At 31.6% G+C, this 24,583-nt stretch carries 21 protein-coding genes, 1 pseudogene and 2 other annotated features; of the genes and pseudogenes, 11 read left to right on the plus strand and 11 right to left on the minus strand.

Annotated elements, in window-relative coordinates; all coding sequences use genetic code 11:
- Positions 1–279: 279 nt before the first annotated feature.
- The 3 genes from CPAL_RS05535 to lepB form a co-directional block, all read right to left on the minus strand.
- Entirely contained in the window at positions 280–2,397 is a 2,118-nt protein-coding gene (locus CPAL_RS05535) for a HelD family protein (RefSeq protein WP_106024239.1), read from the minus strand.
- An 86-nt stretch (positions 2,398–2,483) separates the two neighbouring features.
- Positions 2,484–4,406 (minus strand): ATP-dependent zinc metalloprotease FtsH, encoded by a 1,923-nt coding sequence (gene ftsH, locus CPAL_RS05540; RefSeq protein WP_106024240.1) that lies wholly within the window; start codon positions 4,404–4,406, stop codon positions 2,484–2,486.
- A 499-nt stretch (positions 4,407–4,905) separates the two neighbouring features.
- Positions 4,906–5,448, minus strand: coding sequence for a signal peptidase I (gene lepB / locus CPAL_RS05545; protein ID WP_061858165.1), 543 nt, complete (start codon positions 5,446–5,448; stop codon positions 4,906–4,908).
- Positions 5,449–5,706: 258 nt separating this feature from the next.
- Here lepB and CPAL_RS05550 point away from each other — a divergent pair, with 258 nt between their 5' ends.
- Both CPAL_RS05550 and CPAL_RS05555 read left to right on the plus strand, forming a co-directional pair.
- Positions 5,707–6,150, plus strand: coding sequence for a cell wall hydrolase (locus CPAL_RS05550; protein WP_061858166.1), 444 nt, complete (start codon positions 5,707–5,709; stop codon positions 6,148–6,150).
- A 49-nt stretch (positions 6,151–6,199) separates the two neighbouring features.
- A complete protein-coding gene (locus tag CPAL_RS05555) occupies positions 6,200–6,697 on the plus strand; it encodes a hypothetical protein (protein ID WP_061858167.1) in 498 nt (165 codons plus the stop codon).
- A gap of 51 nt (positions 6,698–6,748) precedes the next feature.
- On the opposite strand, the gene CPAL_RS05560 is transcribed toward CPAL_RS05555, so the two are convergent.
- A complete protein-coding gene (locus CPAL_RS05560) occupies positions 6,749–8,749 on the minus strand; it encodes a methyl-accepting chemotaxis protein (protein ID WP_061858168.1) in 2,001 nt (666 codons plus the stop codon).
- 296 nt (positions 8,750–9,045) lie between these two features.
- Between CPAL_RS05560 and CPAL_RS05565 the strand changes: the two genes are divergently transcribed.
- The 5 genes from CPAL_RS05565 (at position 9,046) to CPAL_RS13850 (ending at position 11,915) form a co-directional block, all read left to right on the plus strand.
- Positions 9,046–9,414, plus strand: coding sequence for a VOC family protein (locus CPAL_RS05565; protein WP_061858169.1), 369 nt, complete (start codon positions 9,046–9,048; stop codon positions 9,412–9,414).
- A gap of 17 nt (positions 9,415–9,431) precedes the next feature.
- A complete protein-coding gene (locus tag CPAL_RS05570) occupies positions 9,432–10,160 on the plus strand; it encodes an MBL fold metallo-hydrolase (protein ID WP_106024241.1) in 729 nt (242 codons plus the stop codon).
- A 129-nt stretch (positions 10,161–10,289) separates the two neighbouring features.
- Positions 10,290–10,844, plus strand: coding sequence for a GNAT family N-acetyltransferase (locus tag CPAL_RS05575; protein ID WP_061858171.1), 555 nt, complete (start codon positions 10,290–10,292; stop codon positions 10,842–10,844).
- 52 nt (positions 10,845–10,896) lie between these two features.
- The gene (locus tag CPAL_RS05580; protein WP_061858172.1) at positions 10,897–11,790 is read left to right on the plus strand and encodes a DUF2156 domain-containing protein; all 894 of its coding nucleotides are present in this window, start codon (positions 10,897–10,899) and stop codon (positions 11,788–11,790) included.
- Entirely contained in the window at positions 11,775–11,915 is a 141-nt protein-coding gene (locus CPAL_RS13850; RefSeq protein ID WP_156473375.1) for a hypothetical protein, read from the plus strand. Before CPAL_RS05580 ends, CPAL_RS13850 begins: the two co-directional genes overlap by 16 nt.
- A 55-nt stretch (positions 11,916–11,970) precedes the next feature.
- Here CPAL_RS13850 and CPAL_RS05585 read toward each other — a convergent pair whose 3' ends face one another.
- The 6 genes from CPAL_RS05585 to larA all read right to left on the minus strand — a co-directional run bounded on the left by CPAL_RS05585 (position 11,971) and on the right by larA (position 19,351).
- Positions 11,971–13,113 (minus strand): acyl-CoA dehydrogenase, encoded by a 1,143-nt coding sequence (locus CPAL_RS05585; RefSeq protein ID WP_106024242.1) that lies wholly within the window; start codon positions 13,111–13,113, stop codon positions 11,971–11,973.
- A gap of 67 nt (positions 13,114–13,180) precedes the next feature.
- Complete coding sequence (locus tag CPAL_RS05590) at positions 13,181–14,614, minus strand: FAD-binding oxidoreductase (protein ID WP_106024243.1); 1,434 nt, start codon at positions 14,612–14,614, stop codon at positions 13,181–13,183.
- 21 nt (positions 14,615–14,635) lie between these two features.
- A complete protein-coding gene (locus CPAL_RS05595; RefSeq protein WP_106024244.1) occupies positions 14,636–16,180 on the minus strand; it encodes an L-lactate permease in 1,545 nt (514 codons plus the stop codon).
- 72 nt (positions 16,181–16,252) lie between these two features.
- Positions 16,253–17,191, minus strand: a complete 939-nt coding sequence (locus CPAL_RS05600) for an electron transfer flavoprotein subunit alpha/FixB family protein (protein WP_106024245.1) — start codon at positions 17,189–17,191, stop codon at positions 16,253–16,255.
- 20 nt (positions 17,192–17,211) lie between these two features.
- Positions 17,212–17,997, minus strand: a complete 786-nt coding sequence (locus CPAL_RS05605; protein ID WP_061858176.1) for an electron transfer flavoprotein subunit beta/FixA family protein — start codon at positions 17,995–17,997, stop codon at positions 17,212–17,214.
- A gap of 79 nt (positions 17,998–18,076) precedes the next feature.
- Entirely contained in the window at positions 18,077–19,351 is a 1,275-nt protein-coding gene (gene larA / locus CPAL_RS05610; RefSeq protein WP_106024246.1) for a nickel-dependent lactate racemase, read from the minus strand.
- Between the two features lie 567 nt (positions 19,352–19,918).
- Positions 19,919–20,158, plus strand: a binding site (T-box leader).
- Between the two features lie 48 nt (positions 20,159–20,206).
- Positions 20,207–20,449 (plus strand) — a binding site (T-box leader).
- 131 nt (positions 20,450–20,580) lie between these two features.
- Between larA and CPAL_RS05615 the strand changes: the two genes are divergently transcribed.
- From CPAL_RS05615 to CPAL_RS13855, 4 genes are all read left to right on the plus strand, one after another.
- Positions 20,581–21,828 (plus strand): homoserine dehydrogenase, encoded by a 1,248-nt coding sequence (locus CPAL_RS05615; RefSeq protein ID WP_106024247.1) that lies wholly within the window; start codon positions 20,581–20,583, stop codon positions 21,826–21,828.
- Positions 21,829–21,900: 72 nt separating this feature from the next.
- Positions 21,901–22,956 (plus strand): threonine synthase, encoded by a 1,056-nt coding sequence (gene thrC / locus CPAL_RS05620; RefSeq protein WP_061858179.1) that lies wholly within the window; start codon positions 21,901–21,903, stop codon positions 22,954–22,956.
- A gap of 60 nt (positions 22,957–23,016) precedes the next feature.
- Entirely contained in the window at positions 23,017–23,916 is a 900-nt protein-coding gene (gene thrB, locus CPAL_RS05625; RefSeq protein ID WP_106024248.1) for a homoserine kinase, read from the plus strand.
- Positions 23,917–24,040: 124 nt separating this feature from the next.
- Positions 24,041–24,211 carry a hypothetical protein gene (locus CPAL_RS13855; RefSeq protein ID WP_165815395.1) on the plus strand — a complete coding sequence of 57 codons (171 nt, stop codon included), beginning with the start codon at positions 24,041–24,043 and terminating at the stop codon, positions 24,209–24,211.
- A 102-nt stretch (positions 24,212–24,313) separates the two neighbouring features.
- Here CPAL_RS13855 and CPAL_RS14085 read toward each other — a convergent pair.
- Positions 24,314–24,457, minus strand: a pseudogene (locus tag CPAL_RS14085) (VanZ family protein); the annotation flags it as partial.
- Positions 24,458–24,583: the final 126 nt, after the last annotated feature.

The raw sequence follows: 24,583 nt of genomic DNA on the forward strand, positions 1-24,583 counted from the left end.
TTCATTTTTAAACCCTAAATTTTTTCCAGTAAAAATCGGAATTTACATATTTCAATTATTATTCATCTAAACCATTACATATCAAGGGGCTACGCCCTATTTATTTTTTAATCTGCGAAACTTCTGGTATAAATAGCAAACTGCAAAGTTCAGTTTATTCATTAATTTATGTGTATTTGTGAAATACTAGGAATATTAGAGCTTCTATAAGAATTGAAACTTTGCTAAATGCAAATTTCATAGGTAATTTAAATATAAGAAAAATGCCAAGCATTTTTCTTATATTCTGTAGATATAAAGCTGGTGAAGTGCTCTTGTTGACATAACATACATTGCTTTATCTTCTATGATGTTTTTATCCTTTTCTCCTATTGCTATTACAGCATCAAATTCTAATCCTTTTGCAAAATATGAAGGTATTATTACTTCTCCTTTATTGTATATTATCTCTTCCCTATCTATAATCTTTATTTTAGTCTTTTTCTTAATGATTGAGGCTATTTTTTTTGTTGTATCGAGATTCCTGCATATTATAGCTATACTTTCTAATCCTTCTTTTCTTAGATTATGGATAGTTTTATCTATCTCATTACATAATGCATCTAGGTTAGAAAAATCTTTTTCTACAACCTCTTTTCCACTTCTAACTATAGGTACGATTTTATCCTCTTTTAAATACTTATTTGCATATTCCATTATTTCTTTAGTAGACCTATAACTTTTATTTAATGGAAAATATTCCACATTATCTAAAATCTCTTTAAGTCTCATCATAGGAATTTCTCCTATGAAAGGTATAAGCCTTTGATTTCTATCTCCAACTATAGTATATCCTTTGCAATTTGTAAGTTCTTTAATTACTTTAAATTGAAGAAAACTATAATCTTGAGCTTCATCTATTACAACATGTTTTATCTCATCCTTAAGCTTTAATCCTTCTAATTTTATTTTTAAGTATAAAATTGGAGCTAAATCATCTATAGTCAACTTCTTATTTCTATTCAATCCATTATAAAGTTCTAGACAACTTTCATTGTTAAGCCATTCTAAGGATTGCTTAGCTTTCATTACCTTCTCTATAACTTCACGTATCTTTATTTTTCTTTTAAAAATAATATTACTTTCCTCCAAGTTTCTCTGCTCCGCATTTAATTGAGATATAGCATTCCTATACCACTTTTCTATTTCCCTTATCTTTTCATCTCTTACATCTTTAATCTTAGAAAATAGTATTCTTTTTATCTTAGCGCTTCTCCTAAATAAAGGCATATCCTTATAATATGCAAAAAGCTCCTCTATTGCTTCCTTTGGTACTATAATTTCCTCATCAAAATATAAGTCTTGGATTTTAAAATATTGATCATTTAAAAGGCTTATAAACTTATCTAATTCATTTATAAACTCATCTGATATTTTAAAGAGCATATCTTTTATAAATTCTTCATCCTTATTTATTATTCTTTCCATATACTCTCTAATGCTCATTACATTATCTAAATCCAATATATCCAGAGCAAACTCTGTAAATGTCTGTTGTCTTACTCCTATTTCTCCAAGGCTAGGAAGTACTGTTGAAATATACTCCATAAATATATCATTAGGTCCTAATATAAGAACTTTATCTTGGAGAACTTTTCTATAATTATATAAAAGATAAGCTACTCTATGAAGTGCTATAGTTGTTTTTCCGCTTCCCGCAGTCCCATCTACTACAATTGTCTTATCTTTAGGCTGCCTTATTATATTGTCCTGCTCCGCCTGTATTGTCATTATTATATCCTTTAGCTTCTCTCCAGCGTTCTTGCTTAAAACTATTTGAAGAATCTCATCCTTTACCTCTAACTCTGAATCGAACATTCCAAGAAGCTTTTCTTTTTTTATTATAAATTGTCTTTTTCCTTTAATATCCACTGAAACTTTCCCAACAGGTGCTTCATAATATGCATCTCCTAGTTTTCCAGCATAAAACAAAGCTGCTACTGGCGCTCTCCAATCTACCACAACTGGTTCATAAGAATTCTCTGGAGTAAGTCCAAATCTCCCTATGTATATTTTGTCTTCCTCATCAAATTCTTTTTCCTTAAAATCCACTCTTCCAAAATACGGAGATGATTGAAGTATTGTTAGCTCTCTAAATTTTCTATCTATAGTCTTAAAAGCTTCTTCTGTTACGAACCTTTCATGGTCAAAATACTCTATTAGCTTATCTTCATCATCTCTATATTCTTCCAAAGCTTTCTTTCTAGCTTCTACTAAATATTCAGTTAAATTTGTTCTCTTATCTATGTAATTTCTAATCTCTTTTTTTATTAGATCAACAGTTTCCTCTACCCTTTGTTTTTCCATTTCAAACTCAATTTCTTTTTTAACTTCAATTTCTAATTCTTTATTTTCCATTTAAATCATTCCTTTATATAAATTTTAAAATTATAAAATAGTACAATGCTATTTACACTGTACTATCTCATAGTCACTAATATTAATTATTCTATCTTATCTTCAGCATCATCTAAGGCAACAATTTTTTTATCTTCTTCATTAATTTCTTCTTTAATATTTTCTTCTTTCTGTTCTTCAATAGTTTTTTCTTTACCGAAATTATTAATCATATCCATAAATTCTTCTCCCGTAAGGGTTTCTTTATCAATAAGTCTTTCCGATATAGCTGTTAATAATTCCTTATTTTCTTCTAATATTTTGATAGCCTTATCATGAGCCTGCTTTATAATTTTTAATGTTTCTTCATCAGCAAGGGCTGCTGTGTTATCACTGCAATTTCTAAAAGGTCTTCCATCAAGATATCTACTTGAAACTGATTCTAATGCCATCATATCGAATCTTTCTGTCATCCCATATATTGTAACCATATTTCTAGCAGTTTGGGTTGCTTTTTCTATATCATTTGAAGCACCTGTAGAAATAGAGTTGAATTCTACTTCCTCTGCGGCTCTTCCTCCTAGCATTACAGTTATTTGATCCATCATTTCTTCTTTACTTACCAAATATTTTTCTTCTTCTGGAAGCTGCATAGTATACCCTAATGCTCCCATAGTTCTAGGAATTATAGTTATCTTGTGTACAGGGTCAGTATGCTTTAACAAAGCTGCAACCAAAGCATGCCCTACTTCATGGAAAGCTACTATTCTCTTTTCTTTATCAGACATTATTCTGTCTTTCTTCTCTTTACCAGCAATAATTACTTCTACCGCTTCCTCTAAATCTTGTTGAATCACTGCTTTCCTACCATTTTTAACAGCAATAAGGGCAGCTTCATTTACTATGTTAGCAATGTCAGCTCCTACTGCACCTGGTGTAGATTTTGCAATATCATGTAAATTTACATCATCAGACATTTTGACCTCTTTAGCGTGAACCTTTAATATAGCTTCTCTACCCTTTAAATCCGGAGTATCTACAATTACTCTTCTATCAAATCTACCTGGTCTTAAAAGAGCCTTATCTAAAACCTCTGGTCTATTTGTTGCAGCAAGTATCACCACTCCTTTTGATGAGTCAAACCCATCCATTTCTGATAAAAGCTGATTTAAAGTTTGCTCTCTCTCATCATTTCCTCCACCGCTTATAGCACCATCTCTGCTCTTTCCTATAGCATCAATCTCATCTATAAAAACTATACATGGAGCTTTTTCCTCTGCCTGCTTAAATAAGTCCCTAACCCTAGCTGCTCCCATACCTACAAACATCTCTACAAAGCTGGAACCAGACAAAGAGAAAAATGCTACCTTCGCTTCTCCTGCTACTGCCTTTGCAAGCAAAGTTTTACCTGTTCCTGGAGGTCCTACTAAAAGTGCTCCCTTTGGAAGCTTTGCTCCTATCTCTACATATTTATCTGGATTGTGAAGAAAATCTACAATTTCAGCTAATGACTCCTTAGCTTCATCTTGTCCTGCAACATCATCAAATGTTACTCCTGTTTCATTTTCTCCATAAATCTTAGCATTATTCTTTCCAAAAGACATTACTCCACTACCCATTCTTTTTTCCACGGAACCAAATATTATTCTTCCGATAAGCATGAACATAAATATAGGCAATATCCAGTTAATAAAGAAATTCTTCAACGGATCATTATTACTTACAGGTCCGTCATACTTTATACCAGCAGCCTTTAATTTATCTATCAAAGGTCTTATATTATTTCTTTCAATATTGCTAGTATATTTTATTTTTTGATTGACTCCTTTTTTCTCCTTTGGAACAATTATTATTTGATTATCGCTTATTTGAACTTCTTCTATAGCCTTTTGTTCAACCATTTTTTCAAATTCGCTATATTTTATATGCTCAGTTCTAGCACTTCTAAGCACTGAGTTTAATATAAGCAATAATATCATAACTCCAGTAATATAATATACAAGGTACTTAAATTTCTTGTTTTGGAACATTACATGACCTCCTATTAAATCAGGTGTTTCAGCTAGTTATATTATTGTCATAGGTTAATTAATTGTTTCATTATTTATTACTAAATCCATAATGACTATTATACCTTTAATCTCTGCACTCTACAAGGGTTTTATATTTATTGAAAGTCTCAAATTTAAAATGAACTAATTTCCCATAAATTAAATATTTACATATAATATTTCAAAATATACTAATACTTTTATTGACATTGAAATCAATCAATAATACAATATTATTAATAAGAAATAATAGATATAATATTATTAATAATACACATAATATTACTTAGTATGATAATAATATTAGATATGTAAACCACAAGTCATACATGGAAAAAGAAATCTCGTATTTCCCTCCCACCTCCATGTATGGCATTTTTTATTTTATAATTTTTTATAAGAAGATATTTTAAAAATTCCCCTATAAGATTATTTGATTTTTAGATATCACTCTTATTTCTTTCAAAAAATTGCTGGATTAATTTGATCCAGCAACGGCAGCTTCTCCGTATTTAAATTTACCAAATCTATTAAATGGAAATACTATAAACCTAGCTTTTCCTTTTATATCATCTGCAGAAATATAATGCTCTTGCCAATACCTACTGTCCCATGAGTTTGCTCTATTATCTCCCATAAAAAAGTAATGTCCTTCTGGCACCTTAAACTCGCCGCCTTTTCCTCCATTATAGACAACATAAGGTTCATCTTGCTTTACTCCATTTACATATACATTCCTATTTTGGTCTATCTTTATCTCATCGCCTGGAAGTCCTATTAATCTTTTTATAAGAGTTTCCCCAAGTTCTTCAGAATAAAATACTATAATGTCTCCTCTTTTTAATTTTTCTTTATTATATATTCTTGTAACAATCATCCTATCCTTTGGTTTTATGGTTGGATACATAGATTTTGTTGGTACTGAAACTTGGAAAAATAGAAATTTATTTATTAAGACTGCAAGAATAATTGCTGCTATAATTGGAACTATCCAATCCTTAAAAAAATTTTTTATTTTCATATGTAAATCTCCCCTTTTTTATCTGCTACACAAATCATTTTATCATAAATATAAAAAGTTACCAGTTAAATTTTTATGTATAAAGTCTCTAAAGTTACAATGGTAATATATAAATTTATTTTTAAATAAATCATAATAAAGCATATTCTCAAAATATGCTCTTATATATATTTTTTATAAAATTTTTAAAAAAGTAAGTACCTTTTGATAAATTATGAATAAGCTATATTGTGAGCACAATTAATGAGGTGAAAATATTTGGCTTATTCGGATAGAGAGCTGCTGGCTAGAATTATACGATGTGAAGCTGGTGGTGAAGGTGAAAATGGAATGAAAGCTGTAGCCACTGTTGTTATGAATAGAGTTAGAGTTCCTTATGGTGAATATCGTAGAGTAGGTCAAGGAAGCATTAGAAAAATAATTTATCAAGAAGGGCAATTTGACTGTGTCCGCTCTGTACTTAATGGCCAGCCCAACCCTCAAACCATTTGGGCTAATCCCCCACAAGAAATACATTTTCAAATAGCGGATTGGGCAATATCTGGTCAGCGTTTATTCAATGTTGGAGCTTCATTATGGTACTTTAATCCATTCAGACCTGATTGTCCATATTATTTCCCTAGAAATAGAACAGGTTCATTCCAAGTTAGGGTTGGAAATCACTGTTTCTATAACCCAACAGAACTTTATGCTCAAACCTAGTTATAATTTAAAATTATATATATATTAATTTATCAAGGAGGCCACTTTTATGGAAGATTGGTTAGATTTTGATTATAGGCAAATGCCTGAGGTACAAAATCCTATGTATGCTCAAATGCCAATGATGCAGTGGCAACAGCCAATAATGCCTTACCAGCAGATGCCTACACCAACAACGTCACCTCAAGCTACTACTATGCCTGGCACGACTGGTATGGCTGGTGCTCAAACACCTGTAGTAGAAGGAGGACCTGACTTTGAAATGGAACCTGGTGCTCCTGTACAGCAGAACAGAAACTATATTCAAGGATTTTTAAGAACACAACTTGGTAAAGCAATGAGGGTTGAATTTTTAATAGGAACTAATATACTTACTGACCGTGTAGGAACCTTAGTTGAAGTAGGAATAGATCACATAGCCTTGGTTCCTTTTAACTCTAATGATTTACAAATAGCAGATATTTATTCTATAAAATTTGTAGAAGTATTTGGAGGCGCTGCTCAGTATCCTCAGCAAATTACATCCACTGCTACCCCTACTAGATAAAAAACTTAAAATACCATCTTTGGTTAAAACTTGACCAAAGATGGTATTTTATTACACTTTGAATTTAGCGATTTCAGTTTCCAGTTTTTCTGATAATTCCTGTAGCTCTGCTGCATACTTAGAAAACTCCTCCATAGTACCATTAATTTCCTGTGCCGATACAGCTACTTCCTCTGTTGAAGATGCAGTTTCCTCTGAAATGGAAGAAATGTTCTCTATCTCTTCCAATACACTATCCTTTTTATTCTGTATTTCCTCTATGGAAATTTTGATTGCATTTACTTTATCCGTCAATACAAAAACAGAATTTATAATATCTTTAAATATCTCTTGTGTCTGAAGTACAGCCTCCTCCTGTTCTTTAATGGTGTCTTTAACTTTATTCATGGCTTCTACTGAATTTAAAGACTTATATTTTACTTTCTCTATTATCTTCTTTATATCTTCTGTTGAATTTTTAGACTGCTCTGCTAACTTCCTGATCTCATCTGCTACTACTGCAAATCCTTTTCCACTTTCTCCTGCTCTTGCAGCTTCAATAGAAGCATTTAGAGATAACAAATTAGTCTGTTCAGTAATTTGAGATATAGTATCAGAAATTGCGTTAATCTCCATCATGCTAGCGTTTACATCTTGAACAGTTTTACTTACCTCCACAGCAGAATCTTTTGTAACTTTAGACTTCTCAGCTAAAACTTTTAACTCATCTAATCCTTTGGAACTTAAAGATTGAGTATCTGAAGATATTTGCCCCATATGTTCTGCAGACTGTGCAATATTATCCAATTTATCAGATAAATCTCCCATATTCTTAACACTTTCCTGAGAATGTTGGGCTTGATTTATTGCTCCTGAGGATACTTCTTCTATCGCTTGAGATACTTGCTCAATAGACGCTGTAGTTTCCTCTGCCATATTAGCAAGATTAGAAGATGTATCTAATACTGTCTTTGATGAAATTCCTATATTTTTAATCAAGATTGAAATGTTCTCCATCATTGAATTAAAATCTCTTCCAAGCTGTCCAAATTCATCTTTTGATTTAATGTCTACTGTAGACGTTAAATCCCCTTGAGATGCTTTATTAAAAACAAATTTTAATTTATTTATATTTGAGGTCATTCCCCTACTTAATACTATGGACACGACTATAGAAAGTATGGCCATAACTAGCACTTCTATTACAATCATATATTTTATACTGTTTGTGTCATTAACTAATTCATATTCATTCATTGACCCTATTAATTTCCATCCGGTTTTTTCATTGGTCTGATATGAGGCAAATTTATCTTCTCCTTGTAATTTGTATCTGGTGAATCCATTATTATTTTCCTTTATCTCATTCCAAACACTTAGCTTAGCAGCTTCATCTACACCAATGAGTTCCTTTTGTGGATGAGCAACAATTACTCCTTTACTATCAGATATAAATAAGTATCCCAAATCACCTATTTTAATTTCAGATAATTGCTCTGATAAAGTTTCCAGGGATATATTCATCCCTACAACTCCAATCACTTCTCCATTTCTCTCCACAGTCTTTGCTACAGAAACTACAGTTTTTCCTGTCTGAACATCCTTAAATGGATCAGTTATAACCACTTGTCCTTTTTTACCTAGTGCAAAAGTATACCAAGTTCTTGTTTTATGATTATAGTTATCTCCCATATCACTTTCAGGATAAATTAAAAATTTCCCAGTATTTGTTCCAAAATATACATTTATTATGTCTTCATTACTTTCTTTTACATCCTTTATCAGTAGCTTAGCAGAATTCATATAATTGGTATGTAATTCTACATTTTTAAGTGCTGCATTATTTGATAACATACTTAGTTGATTAGATATACCATTAAAATAATTATCTAACCCTCTATTTATCTCTAGTAAAGTTTGCACACTGGTTGTTTCTAGCTTTTTACTTAACACAGATTTAGCCTCATAATATGAGGTAATCCCTAAAATTATTATGGGGATTAAACACATAAGCATAAAACTAACAATCAACTTAGTGCCTATAGTTCTAAAGCTCAACCTTTTTAACTTCATAGTTATACCTCCTTCTGAAAAATAAATAAATTTTGTTTGATAATACCATTATAATTTATTATCGATTTTTTTTGTGATGTACTGTAGAAAAATATAGTTATCTGTTAATTATTATATTGTTGAATAAATTGATAACTCTTAATTATTATAATTATCATTCAGTAAGGACTAGTTGTTACTATAAATGTAATATCTAATAAAATTTTTTTCACAATTTATTTCTAAAATGATATATAATAATAATTATTACTACTATTTAATTAAAACTATTTAAATCATAGAAAAGGAGAGTTAAAATGAAATTTAGTTTTGATCATAATAATATCAATGTTTTAAATCTTGAGAAAAGCCTAAAATTTTATAAGGATGCATTAGGATTTGAAGAGATTAGAAGATATAATCATCCAAATGGAGATTTTATTTTAGTTTACTTATCAGATGGTTCAACTAAACACCAACTTGAACTCACTTGGTTAAGAGATAGAAAAGAACCTTATAATCTTGGAGAAAATGAGTTTCACCTAGCTGTAACCGTTGATGATTTTGATGCAGCTTATGAATATCATAAAAATATGGGATGTATATGCTATGAAAATAAGGAAATGGGAATTTACTTCATATCTGATCCAGATGGCTATTGGACTGAAATTCTTCCAAAAAAATAATAATTAAGGAGTTTTCTATGAATAAGGCTAAAGTTCATTACCTATATCATGATGGATTTATACTGGAAACAGCTTCCCATATATTTATATTTGATTATTTTAACGATATTAGTGATAGTAAGGAAAGAAGTCTTGATACTGGTGTGATTCCTGATGAAGTTTTTTATACACAGAAAAATATTTATGTGTTAGTATCTCATGGTCACGAAGATCACTTTAACCCATTAATATTCAATTGGCAAAATATTAATGATAAGGTAAAATATATTTTGAGCAGTGACATAGAGATTAAGGATAGTTTTCCTGAACATAGATTAATTTCAAAAGATGATAGTCTTATCCTGGATGATATAATCATAAAAGCATATGGCTCAACAGATATTGGCGTATCTTTTCTTATAAAAGCAGATAATATAAATATATTTCATGCTGGCGATTTAAACTGGTGGCATTGGTATGATGAAAGTGATGAATATAATAGTCAAATGGCTAAAGACTTTAAAGCCGAAATAAACAAACTTAAAGGGGTGCCAATAGATATAGCTTTCTTTCCTGTAGACCCTAGATTAAAAGAATACTACTATTTAGGTGGAGAATACTTTATTAAAAATCTGCACCCAAAATTGTTTATACCAATGCATTTTGAAAATCATACTGAAATTACAAAAAACTTTGGTAAAAAAATAAAAGAACATGATACTAAAATAATTCCTATTCACAGAAGAGGACAGGAAATTTTATTTTAGTTGTTCTATAAATAAAATATTTTTATGAGATATAAACTTCACTTTTGTTTGTATGACTTATTTATGAGTATGTGCTAATACAACTAGGTGAAGTTTATGCATGTTTAACAATTTGGAGGTAATAATTTTATGCTAATAAAACAATTACTTGTAGGTAATAATGTTAAATTGACTTCTTTTAAAGAAGAATATTTACCTACTTTTGAAGCTTGGTATAATGATACAGGCTTCCTCAGACTTTATGATGTTATCCCAGCTTTCCCGCAATGCCAAACGAAGCTTCGAGAAATGCTTTTAGATATAAACAATTCGCATGATAGGTATATATTTGCTGTAAAAACTAAAGGAGCAGATAAATTAGTTGGAGTTACAGGCTTTGAAAATATTCTATGGAATAATGGTACAGCAACCATTTATATAGGTATAGGAGATAATAACTTTAGAGGTAAAGGAATAGGAAAAGAAGCATTATCCCTTACCTTAGAGTTTGGATTCCAAGAATTAAACCTTCATAGAATTCAGCTTACAGTATTATCTTATAATAAACCTGCCATAGCCCTTTATGAAAAACTCGGCTTTAAAAAGGAAGGGGTTTATAGAGAATTTATTCATAGAGATGGCAAAAGACATGATATGTATCTCTATGGCATTTTACGAAGTGAATGGGATAATATTCTTATATAAAACATTTTAGATAAATTATTATAATAACAAATTTATTTTAAAGGAGACTATTATGCTAGTATTTAAACCATTAGCTATTGAAGATAAACATACTCTAGATAAGTACTTAAAAGATTATGAGTTTACTACTTGCGAGTATTCTTTTACTACATTACTTATATGGAGAAAGGCTTGCGACATTCAATATGCTATATATAATGATATTCTTATAATAAAAAAGAAGGATTTTAAAGGGAATTACCACTTTATGCAGCCTATCGGATACACTAAAAATAATCTTAAAGAATTAATTGAAGTATTAAGAGAATATCAAAAAGAAAATAACATGAATTATCTATTCAAAGATGTAGAAGATTCATTCCTAGAAGACTTTAAGGGCATATACGGTGATGCAGCTCGTATAGAAGAGGATATAGATAATTTTGATTATATATATTTAAAAGATAAATTAGCTACCCTATCTGGGAAAAAGCTTCATGGAAAGAAAAATCATTATAATCAATTTATAAAAAAATATAACTACAGCATAAAAGATTTTGGAGAACCTAATGTAAAAGAAGATTGTATTAAGCTTTCAAAGAAGTGGTATGCTGAAAATTATACTGGAAATGAATATTTAACCTATGAATTAAATGGAATTATAGAAGTTATAAACTACTTCGATATATTGAATTTAAAAGGAATGGCTGTTTATGTTGATGATAATATAGTTTCATTTACTGCAGGTGAAATTGTAAATGACAATATGGCAATAGTTCACTTTGAAAAGGGTCTAAGAAACATAAGTGGAATATATGCCTTCACTAATAAAACTTTTGTAGAAAATTATCTTAGAGAAGTAGAATATATTAATAGGGAACAAGATTTAGGCATCGAAGGTCTTAGAAAAGCAAAAAAATCATATCATCCAGTAAAGTTAGAGAAAAAGTATTGTATAAATTTTTAACTTTAAATTTTCACTATGCTGCAATTTCCTTTGCAGTAGAAGCACTTATTGCTCAACCAGTAACAAGAATGGTTATGCTAAAAATGCATGAGATTAAAGATAAAAAAAGTATATTAGAACAATAAAAAAGATGGAAGATACATTATATATCTTCCATCTTTTTTATATCATATTATTGGATTATTTAAGACCCATCCATCCAGAGATTACCATCATTTGAACTTCTGATGTTCCTTCATAGATTTCTGTTATTTTTGCATCACGCATCATTCTTTCGATTGGATAATCACTTGAATATCCGTATCCACCGAATAATTGTAAGCAACGTCTTGTTACATCACTAGCATTTGTAGCAGCATATAATTTTGCCATAGCAGCTAAGTGAGTATATCTTTCACCAGCATCCTTTGCACATGCAGCTTGATATACTAAAAGTTTTGCAGCTTCTGTATTTGCACGCATTTTAGCAAGTTCAAATTGTGTATTTTGGAATTTTGAAATAGTACGTCCAAATTGAACACGTTCATTAACGTATTTTATAGTTTCTTCTATTGCACCTTCTGCAATACCAAGAGCTTGTGCAGCAATACCAATACGTCCTCCATCAAGAGTTGCCATTGCAATCTTGAATCCTTGACCTTCTTCTCCTAAAAGGTTTTCTTTTGGAACTATACAATTATCAAAGAATAATTCACATGTAGAAGATGCTCTGATTCCCATCTTTATTTCATGACTTCCAACAGAGAAGCCTGGGAAATCTTTTTCAACTATAAATGCTGAAATTCCTTTTGTTCCTTTGCTCTTATCTGTCATAGCAAATACGATATATATATCTGCATATCCTGCATTAGTTATAAATATTTTGCTTCCGTTTAATACATAATGATCTCCTTCAAGTACAGCTGTTGTCTTTTGCATAGAAGCATCAGTTCCAGCAGAAGGTTCTGTTAATCCAAATGCACCTAATTTTTCACCTGAAGCAAGTGGTTTTAAATATTTTTCTTTTTGTTCTTCTGTACCAAATGCGTAAATAGGCCATGAACCAAGGCTTGTATGTGCTGAAACTATAACACCTGTTGTTGCACAGCATTTAGATAATTCTTCTACACATTGTATATAGCTTAATGTGTCCATTCCAGCTCCGCCATATTCTTCAGGGAATGGTATTCCAAGTAATCCCATTTCAGCCATTTTTGCTACATTTTCTTCTGGGAAACGCATAGTTTCATCAATTTCTTTTGCAATTGGTTTTACTTCATTTTCTGCGAAATCGCGATACATTTCTTGTAATTGTTGGTGATTTTCATCTTGCTTAAAATTCATATAATCTTCCTACCTTTCTATATATGTGTATTTATTATATTTATTTGTATATAAATTATATTTTCTATTATTTAATGCCATCTAATGTACAGCATACTTTACCTGGATTCATAATTTCATTTGGATCAAATACTTTTTTGATACCTCTCATTAATTCCATATTTATTTCGCCAACACTATCTGCTAAGTATTTTATCTTTCCACTACCAATTCCATGTTCTCCTGAAACAAGTCCACCGCATCTTGTTGCTTCTGCATAAATAACATCAAAGAATTTATCAACTCTTGATTTAAATTCTTCCTCATCTAAATCATTGCTGCATTGATATATGTGAAGATTTCCATCTCCTGCATGCCCAAAGCTCTTAATATCAAGTCCAAATTCTTCACCAGCTTTATTTACAAATTCAACATATGAAGCAATTTTATTTACTGGGACTACTACGTCACATTCATCTAATAATTTTGTTTCAGCCATAATAGCTTCTAAGAAACTAGAACGTGCAGCCCATGCATCCTTCATTTTTGCAGGTGTATCAGCTACAAGAACGTCAATTGCTCCTGATTCTAATACTAATTCACTTGCTTGCTCAATAAGGTTATTTAATTCGTCCTCACTGCTTGCATCTAAAGTAACAAGTAAATAAGCATTTGCAGTTACTCCATCAACTACTTGTGGGAATACGCTCTTTCCAATGTATCTTTCACTAGATAAAACAATTTCTCTTTCCATAAATTCAAGTGCTTGTGGATTCAAGTTTGCCATTTTTAATTTAGGAACAGTAGAAATACAATCATGTAAATTTTCAAAAGGAATAATTAAACTTGCAACTACCTTTGGTGCTGGCATAACTTTTAAAGTAAGTTCTGTAATAATTCCAAGAGTACCTTCTGAACCAATCATTAAATTTAAAAGGCTGTAACCTGAACTTGTCTTTGATACTGTAGCTCCGAATGTAGTAATTTCTCCTGTTGGAAGAACAACTTTCATTGCACGTACATAGTCACGTGTTGCTCCATATTTAACAGCTCTCATTCCACCAGCATTTGTTGAAACATTTCCACCTAGGCAAGCAAACTTTTCACCAGGGTCTGGAGCATATAGTAATCCTTGTTTTAAACAGTCTTCTGCAAGATCATTTAATAAAACACCTGCTTGAACATGAACAACAAAGTTTTCTAAGTCATAAGAAAGTATTTTGTTCATCTTTGTAAGATCTATTAGAACTCCTCCTAAAAGAGGAACTGCTCCTCCTACAAGCCCTGTTCCTGCTCCTCTTGGAGTTACTGGTATTTTATTCTCATTACATATCTTTACTACTGCAGCAACTTCTTCTGTTGAATGTGCCATTAACACAACTTGTGGAGCTCTCTTTCCATAGATAGGCATTTCATCATGAGAATAATCTTCATTGATTTCATCACCTGTTAAAATATGTCCTGGAGCTGCCTCTTTTAATTTTTCAATTATTTCTGGTGTTAATTCATTGTACTTAGCCATACTATCCATTCCTTTCTATTTTTATTTTATAAATAATGTACCTAAATAGCACACGATTCCAGATACAATTACATAAGTTATAAAGTATTTAAACATTTTTCCTAGTATCTTACTTTCTGAACCTGACTGATTAATTGCACTAGCACCTATGGCAATACCTTGAGGACAAATCATCTTTCCAATACCTCCTCCAAGGACATTTGCTGCCGCCATCCATGCTGGAGAGAATCCAAGACTTTTCGCTGTTTCTACCTGTAATCCCCCAAATAACACACAAGTTGATGTACCCGAACCTGTAACGAATCCTCCGATAGCACCAATTAATGGAGAAATTATCGGATATGCTCCTCCTGCAACTACAACTAAAAAGCTTGCCATATCTGAAATCATACCGCTATAACCCATTATTTTTGCTGTAGCCATAACCGAACAAATTGTAACAATTGTTTTCCAGTTTGCTTTTAATGTAGAACCTAATACCTCTAACATAGTTGATATTTTTGCGCCTTGTATAAGGCCTCCAATAAATGCAGCAATAAGAATGATAACACCTGGTGTATTAATCCAACTAAATGTCAACTTTCCAGGATTTTCACCAGCATATACACTTACAACACTTTTGTATCCTGAAATCAAACCATTGATTGGTGGGCATAAAGTTGATGTAGCCATTAGCATTATAAATATTAGAATAAATGTACACCATGCTTGTAATCCTTTACCAAGTGTTAAAGCTGGTTCTTCTTCCTTACTCTGAGCTTCAATACAATACTCTTCTTCAGCATTTTTATTAAGGACTTTTGCTGCAATAACCGTAAATGCCATACAACAAATAGAACCTACTATATTTGGCAATTCAGCTCCAACTACTGTTGCTGTAATATACCAAGGTAATACAAATGATAATGCAGAAATTAATGTAATAATAAATGATCCCCTTAATGCCTTTATTCCACCGCCTACAATACATACCATAATAAATGGACTGATAAAAGTAAGAATTGCTTCAATAATTGCCGTATTTGCCGCTAATGTATTTGATGGAACCCCAGTTACTGATGAAAGTGTTACTAAAGGTATTCCAACTGATCCAAACGCAGTTGGCGTACTATTAACAACTAAACAAGCTGTAACTGCTGCAAATGGATTTAATCCAATACCAGCTAGCATAGATGCTGGGATAGCAACTGCTGTACCAAACCCAGCCATACCTTCCATGAAATTACCGAATCCCCATCCAATAATTAATGCTAAAACTCTTTTATCAGTAGAAACTCCAGCCAACATCTTCTTTATGGAGTCCATTGCACCCGTACGTAAAGTTAAATTATAAGCAAACAAAGCTGCAATAATAACTAAGCAAATTGGCCACAAGGCATTGAGTATACCCTCTAACGCAGCTGTCGCAGCATAGCCTGGATTCAACTTCCAAAAAGCAATGGCTAAGATGAATGTAATAATAAGCGTAATACTACAAGCTTTGTAGCCTTGCATTTTTATTTTGCTCAATCCTATTATCAGCCAAATAATTGGTAATATAGCTATTAAAAACCTTAAAAACAACATTTTCATATCCCCTTATTTAGTCTTTTCATACCATAATTTAACTGACTTTTTTTATAAAATACAAATAAATTCTTATTCAGATTTTATTTTTTTCATTTCTTCAATCATAACTGGAAGAATATCAAGTGCGTTTCCAACAATACCTACATCAGCAATTTCAAAAATTGGAGCTTCCTCATCTTTATTAATAGCAACGATATAATTAGAACCTAATATTCCAGATGTATGTTGTGTTGCTCCTGAAATACCACATGCAATATAAAGTTTTGGAGCTACAATCTTTCCTGATTGTCCAACTTGATGTGCACGAGAAATCCAACCACTTTCAATTGCTGGTCTTGTTGCACCTACTACACCGCCAAGTACATTTGCTAATTCTTCAACAAGTTTGAAGTTTTCTGCGCTTCCCATTCCACGTCCACCAGCAACAATAACTTGTGCTTCTTCTAAATTAACAGATTCAGAAATTTCTTTTACTGTGTCAACAATTTTTGCCTTAATAGCATCAGCAGAAACTTCTACTTTTTTCTCTGTAACACCTGCATTTGAAGCAGCTTCAGGCTTTGAAAAGCTTCCACTTCTAACTGTTACTATAGCAGTACCTTCTACTTCAATATTTTCTAAAATTGTACCGCCATAAGCTGGTCTAGTATATATAACTTTATCCCCATCTTTACTTAATCCTGTTACATCACTTACACATCCTAAATCTAAACGTCCAGCAACACGTGGTGCAACGTCCTTAGATAATGGTGTATTTGCAAGTAAAACGATATCAGGATTTTCTTCCTTAACAACTTGTGATAATACCTCTGTCAAATTATCACAATCTGTAGCATTATCTGCGAAAATAACTGGAACTCCTAAAGCAGCTACTGTATCCGCTGCAGCTCTATTACCTACTACAAGAGCTGTTCCTTCTGCATCTAATGCTTTTGCTGTGCTAATCAATTCAAGGCTTCCGCCTAACGCTTTTTCTCCATCTGTTTCAATAAATAATAGTGCTTTCATACCTTCATTTTCCTCCTTAATTAGATTGCCTTATCTTTTTTCATTTGCTCCATAGCAGCACTTACTGCTAATGCAACATCTTTCTCTTGAATTTTGATACCAGCCTCTCTCTTAGGAGGTTCAAGATATTCAATGCAACGTACTTTTGCTTGTTTTACATCTCCAATTTCTGCTGCAGAATAGGTTGGAATAACTGCTTTACGACTTGCCATCTTACTCTTAATAGTTGGATAACGTGGATCATAATCTGGCTTACTTACTGTTACTACGGCTGGAGATCCTACAGAAACTACATTGTATCCTTCATCAGTTTCTTGATGAACTTCTAAGCCACCATCTTTTGGATTGATTGCAATTGCACTGCTAACAAATCCTAATCCTAACTTTTCAGCAAGCATTGCTCCCACTTGTCCAGTAATTTCATCTGTAGATTCTTTTCCACAAAGAATTAAATCAAATTTTTCCCCTTTTTCTTCTTCAATTTTATGAATAGCATCTGCTAAAGCATAAGCTGCTCCTAAAGCATCTAAATTTGCATACGCATCATCTTTTACGAAAAATGCTTCTTTAGCTCCTACAGCAATACAATTTTTTAATGTGTTTACAGCATCATCTGCTCCAACAGTTAGTACGCTAACTTTTCCTCCATGAGCTTCCGTAAAGCGGACTGCTAACTCCAATGCATATGTGTCAAATGCATTTGCTACCATACTAACTCCTTTTAGATTTGGTTGTTTTGTACTATTGTCCAAATGAATTTCAACTGAATCATCTGGAACTTGCTTTACACATAACAGAATGTTCATGCCTTATCTCTCCTTTTCTTATAGTGCCTAACTTAATAGTGTTTAAATGATGTTTAAATTAATGATTTATATAAATTAATTATCTAACTATAACTGAAACACCATCTGGAATTACTACTACTTTAGCATCTCTTCCTTTGATTTCATAAGCTCTTTCAAGTGCTTCTTCAAAAGTAAATGCATGTTCCATATGCATACTCTTTATCATGTTTGGATCACACATATCTGTAACCATTATTACTGTATATTTATCTAACATTCTTGCAAGTATCTGGAATTCCCATTGATCTGGAACTGTCTCATTTCTAGGAACTTTAGCTACTCTATCTAAAAGTTCTCTTGGAGACTTAGCCTGTGCTAAATTATCATAAAATGATTGTCCACCATGTCCATCATTGCAAGCTGCAACCATTATGATAACTCCGCCTTCCTTGCAAGTAGCTTCTGCTGCTGTCATTCCTTTTACTGCTTGATAAATATTTTGATCAAGTGGATATCCACCATTTGTTGAAATTGCTATATCTGCTGGAATCTTATCAACTTTTGAAAGTTCTGTTACAAATTCACAGCCTTTTTCATGAGCTTTTTCCCTATGTCCTGCAAAAGCTTTTATTACTCTCTTTTCGCTATCTATAACAACATTTAATATGAAAGCAAGATTAGCCTTTTCAGCTGCATAAAGCATATCTCTGTGTATAGGATTACCTTCAAGTACTCCAGTTCTTGCATAAGGACTTGCTATAAACTCACTGCAGTGGTTAGCCATAACTGTCGTTGCTGATGCTATACCTGGAAGTATACTCTTTCTTCCTCCAGAGAAACCAGCAAAGAAGTGAGCTTCTATAAATCCTTCTGCAATCAACAACTCTGTTTCAACAGCTAGTTTGTTTATTATTAGTTCTCCACCTGATGGAAGTGTTCCAACCTTAACTAAAGTGTTGTCATCGAAAGCATTGTGAACTACAATCTTTTCATTTTTAACTATTTCTTCACCAAACTTGTTTACAAGTTCATCATGAGTAGTTGGTCTATGGAATCCTGTAGCAATAAGTATAGTTATATCTATGTTAGGATTTGATTCTCTTATTCTTCTAAGTAATATTGGCATTGTGATCTTACTTGGCACTGGTCTAGTATGATCACTAGTTATAATAACCATATTTTTCTTACCTTTAACTAAGTCTTCAAGTTTTTCACTACCTATAGGATTGTCCAAAGCCATCTCTACAAGTTCTTCTTGAGATGCAGTTGCTTTATATTCTGCTGCTTTTGATTCTAATACTCCAAGCAAATTCTTATCGTCTATCTCAATGTCAAGCATTTGTTTATGGTATGGTATTTTTATTTTTGCCATATAAATCCCCCCATATTATAAATTTATATTTAATTTAATTACTAACTATTTAAAATTTCCTTATATGCGATTTTACTTATATGTGGTGATTAATATCTTTTTTCCTTATTAAGACCGTGCCTTTTATATGTAATGAGGAGTGGTAAATAAAAACGATAATAATTATTAACAATCTGATTATCCATATGCTATTAACAAAGGATATTCTTAATCACACTATATGAGTTAATGTAATAAATATCAAAATAAGGAATATATTATTTGAATTTCCAATATATATTATTCCCCATAATTAAAATTTATTAGTGGTATGACCTCTTTCGTCTGATTTAATGATATCATAATCGTTTTCATATTTCTATAATAGTTATTTTTTTAACACTCATTTTTTTTATTAATTAACATTAATTTCATATAATCTTTAGAATTTTACTGTAAAACTCTTATTAAAAATTTTCTATATTTTCAGATATCACTTTATTTTCTTTATATATTGTTATTTTTTTAACATATAATAAATATATTGACATTTTATACTTTTCAGAATATAATGATACAAAATAATATTTAAAAACAATGACAAGGAAGAGTAAATAGTATTCTGTTCACAGAGAGGGAAGTTCACTGGCTGAAAAACTTCCTGTTCAAGGACTATTGAAAACCACCTTGGAGTTGAGTACTGAAGCTTAGTAGGTATAATCCGCAACCAAGCGTTAATAGGTTAGAGATGATAGTAAATTCGCTGCTAAAACAGCAACGTTTATGCTATTAATTTGAGTGGAACCGCGATCATAACTCGCCTCAATATTGAGGTGAGTTTTTATTTTTTATAATTTTTCTTATAACTTAATAAAGCTAAATACAATGACGAGGAAGAGTAAATAGTATTCTGTTCACAGAGAGGGAAGTTCACTGGCTGAAAAACTTCCTGTTCAAGGACTATTGAAAACCACCTCTGAGTTAAGTGTTGAATTTTAGTAGACATTATTCGCTTTCTAGCGTTAAAAGTTTAAAGTGATAGTATAATAACTTAAAACTTAATTTAATTATTATTATACTATAATTTGGGTGGAACCGCGATTATAACTCGTCCCTTATTTAGAGGCGAGTTTTTACTTTTTGTTTATATGTAATATATTTAAAAATTTGCAAAAAGGAGAGAAGTATTATGAAAACCATAACCACTATCAATACTTTAATAAAATCATTTAAGAATTGGAGGGATAAAAATGACTTATATAGCTATGTTAGGATATGGTACTGTAGGTAGTGGAGTAGCTGAACTTATATTAAAAAACAGAAATAAATTTAAAAAAAATATAAAAGATGAATTGATATTATCCAAAGTACTAGTTAGAAATCTAGAAAAACACAATGAAAGTAATAACCCAAGTATTTTTACAAAGGATGTCAAAGATATATTTAAGGAAAATGTTGATATAGTTGTTGAAGCTATGGGAGGAATAGACCCGGCTTATGAATATGTCAAAAAAGCTCTGGAACTAAAAAAGCATGTAGTTACAGCAAATAAGGATTTAATAGCAGAACATGGAGAAGAACTCTTAAATATTGCGAATAAAAACGGAGTTATATTAAAATTCGAAGCTAGTGTTGGCGGTGGAATCCCTATTCTAAAATCCATAAATGAGTGCCTTGTAGGGAATAAGATAAAAAGTATTAAGGCAATTCTTAATGGAACAACTAACTTTATACTATCAAAAATGAGTAAAGAAAATATGAGTTATAACGATGCTTTAAAATTGGCACAAGATATGGGTTTTGCTGAATCAAATCCAGAAAGCGACGTAATGGGCTACGATGCAGCAAGAAAGTTATCAATACTTTCAACTATAGCTTTTAAAAAGAAGATTAATTGGAAAAACATCAAAATTAATGGAATAACTAATATTGATCCTATGGATTTTCAATATGCTCAAAGTGTAGGCTTTGAGATCAAGTTATTAGCAATAGCAGAATTGCAGAAAAACAGCATATACGCTTCTGTTTCTCCAGTTATGGTTAGGAAAAATTCAACCTTAGGCAAAATTGAAAATGAATATAATGCTATTTTAGTAGATGGAGATGCAGTGGGAGATGTGGTATTTATCGGAAAAGGAGCAGGAAAGTTTCCTACAGCCAGTGCTGTATTTTCCGACATCATGGACATTGTGCAGAGCAAGAAAGAAAATAGAATTTTGTTCGACACTAAAGAAGCACCAATAAATACTATTTGGAGAAAAGAAAACAAATGGCTTCTTAGAATAAATACAAAGGACAGAATAGCAGCCATGTCTGGTTTAGTAGAACTGTTTCCTTACTGTAATATTGTTGCTAAATCCAAATATGGTTTAGAAAATGAAGTTGCAGCCTTTGTAAAATCAGAGAATGAAGCCATATTAGATAAAAATATAAGAATGTTAAGAGAAAGAATAGACTGCAACAATGTAAAAAAGATAATGATATTAGAAGATGAATAAATAATCTTTAGCAAATGATAGATTTTTAAAAAATGACTAACTTAAAGAATAATTGTTATTGGGGGTTAAGAAATGAGATGGATGGGTCTTATAGATAAATATAGAGAGTTTTTACCTGTTAATGAAAATACAAAAATAATCAGCTTATGTGAAGGTAATACACCATTAATCAGAGCAGAAAATATTGAAAAACTTATGCCAGGAATTCAAGTATATTTGAAATATGAAGGCTTAAATCCAACAGGTTCTTTTAAGGACAGAGGAATGACTATGGCAGTTACTAAAGCTGTAGAAGAAGGTTCAAAGGCTATAATATGTGCCTCCACAGGAAATACTTCTGCAGCAGCTGCTGCTTATGCTGCTAAAGCTGGAATCAAATCTATAGTTATAATACCAAACAAAAAAATAGCTATGGGAAAACTAGCACAAGCATTAGCTTATGGAGCGAAGATAATAGCCATTGATGGAAATTTTGATGATGCTTTAAACATGGTTAAGGAAATATCAAAAAAACATCCTATTACCTTAGTAAATTCCATAAATCCTTATAGGATAGAAGGTCAAAAGACTGCTGCCTTTGAAATTTGTGAGCAGCTTGGAAAAAATCCAGATTACGTGTCAATACCTGTTGGAAATGCAGGCAATATAACCGCCTACTGGAAGGGATTCAAAGAATTTAAGGAAAAAGGCAAAATAGATAATTTACCTAAAATGCTAGGATTTCAAGCTGAAGGAGCTGCTCCTATAGTTGACGATAAGATAGTAGAAAATCCAGAAACTATAGCAACAGCTATAAGAATTGGAAATCCAGCAAGCTGGAAGAAGGCTGTAGTAGCTTTAGAAGAATCAAAAGGAATTATAGATAAAATAAGCGATGAGAAAATATTAGAAGCTTACAAAATGCTGTCTAGTTTAGAAGGAATATTCGCTGAACCTGCTTCCTGCATATCTATTGCTGGACTATATAAACTTTATAAAGAAGGAAAGATTAAGACTAACAGCAGTGTGGTATGTATACTTACAGGAAATGGGCTTAAGGATCCAGATACTGCTGTAAGTTCAGGAGGAGATATAATAACTTTACCTTGCAATTATGAAGTAATCGAAAAGGAAATAGTTAATAGATAGCTATTATGAAATCAGAACAACAGCGTAAAAATTTTTTAAATAAGAAAGGAGGAAAAATATATGATAAGAGTTAGAATACCTGCTACAACTGCTAATATGGGCCCCGGTTTTGATACGTTAGGAATGGCTTTAAATTTATACAATGAAATTGAAATTGAAAAGAAGCGCGGAAAAACTGAAATATATAACAACGGTCAGAAAAGCAAAGATGATTATAAAGAAAACTTAATTTATACTAGCTTAACAAAAACATTAGATATGTACAACTACGAGTATAATGGATTTTATATAAATGTTTCTAGATGTGATATACCTATTTCTAGAGGACTAGGAAGCAGTGCAGCTTGTATAGTTGGAGGGGTTGCCGCAGCAAATGCTTTAATGGGTAATATCATGTCTACAGATAAAACAATTCAAGTTGCTACAGAAATTGAAGGCCATCCTGATAATATAGTTCCTGCTATAGTAGGAGGAATGGTAATTTCGCTACAAGAAGGAGAAAAAATAAGCTATTCTAAGGTACAGTTCCCATATAAATTAAAATTTGCGGCAATGATACCAAACTTTCAAGTAAGTACAGCTGTATCAAGAAAAGTTCTTCCAAAAAGCTACTTAAAGGAGGACTGTGTTTTTAATATATCAAGGTCTGCAATGCTCATAAGTGCTTTATATAATGGAGAGTTTGATAAGCTTAGGACTTGCTTTAGTGATAGAATTCATCAGCCATACAGAAAGTCTCTAATTAAAAATGCAGAGATAATACTAGAGAAAGCTAGAGAAATAGGAGCTGTAGGAGAATTTATCAGCGGTTCTGGCTCAACTCTTATGGCAGTAATAGAGCCAAAGAACGCAGAAAGGTTTGAAAAAGAAGCTAAAAGCTTTTTAGATAGCCTTGAAGATGAGTGGAAGGTTATACTCCTAGATCCTGATATGGAAGGAGTTAAAGTTGCCTCATATTAATTTAAATATTGAAAACTATATCCCATATTCTATCTCCGTTTACATCTTCCCTCATAAAAGAAACGATATAGCTTGTACACTTTTTTAGTCTACTGCATATTCTTAATATGAGGGGAGTGATACGATGCCAGAGCTACTATATAAATTGAAGCAAATATTACAGTTTGTCGAAGCCGAAGCAAATAAACCTCTTGAAAATCATAACCTCGAAACAAGACTATGGAGCAAAGGATATAGAAAAGCCATGATTGTAACTAGAAACTTTATATTGAATATCCTTAATAAAGATATCTAGATAATGAAATGAGGAATATGTTAAATATTCCTCATTTCCATTAAATGCTGTAATCTTTCTTCATTCTAAAATTCTTATTTCCTGTCTATAGAATAAACATATTCAAAATCTCATTTTTATCATTAATAAATAATATAATACAAAAGGTAATCCCGCAGCAGATAGTATTGTAATTGTAGTATGTACTTTTCTTTCATTTCGTAATATAAACCATAAGAACTTATACCCTAAAATACCAATCAATCCGGATTAACCCCTTCGTTTTGGACAAAACCTAATAAATTCTTTAGTTTTGTCAGAATTACACCCTTATTTCAATATTAGTTAGACTTTCTCCAAAATGAAGGTTATAAAATTCATTCGGTGACATAA

Source organism: Clostridium thermopalmarium DSM 5974, from assembly GCF_002995795.1.
GTDB classification, from domain to species: domain Bacteria; phylum Bacillota; class Clostridia; order Clostridiales; family Clostridiaceae; genus Clostridium_H; species Clostridium_H thermopalmarium.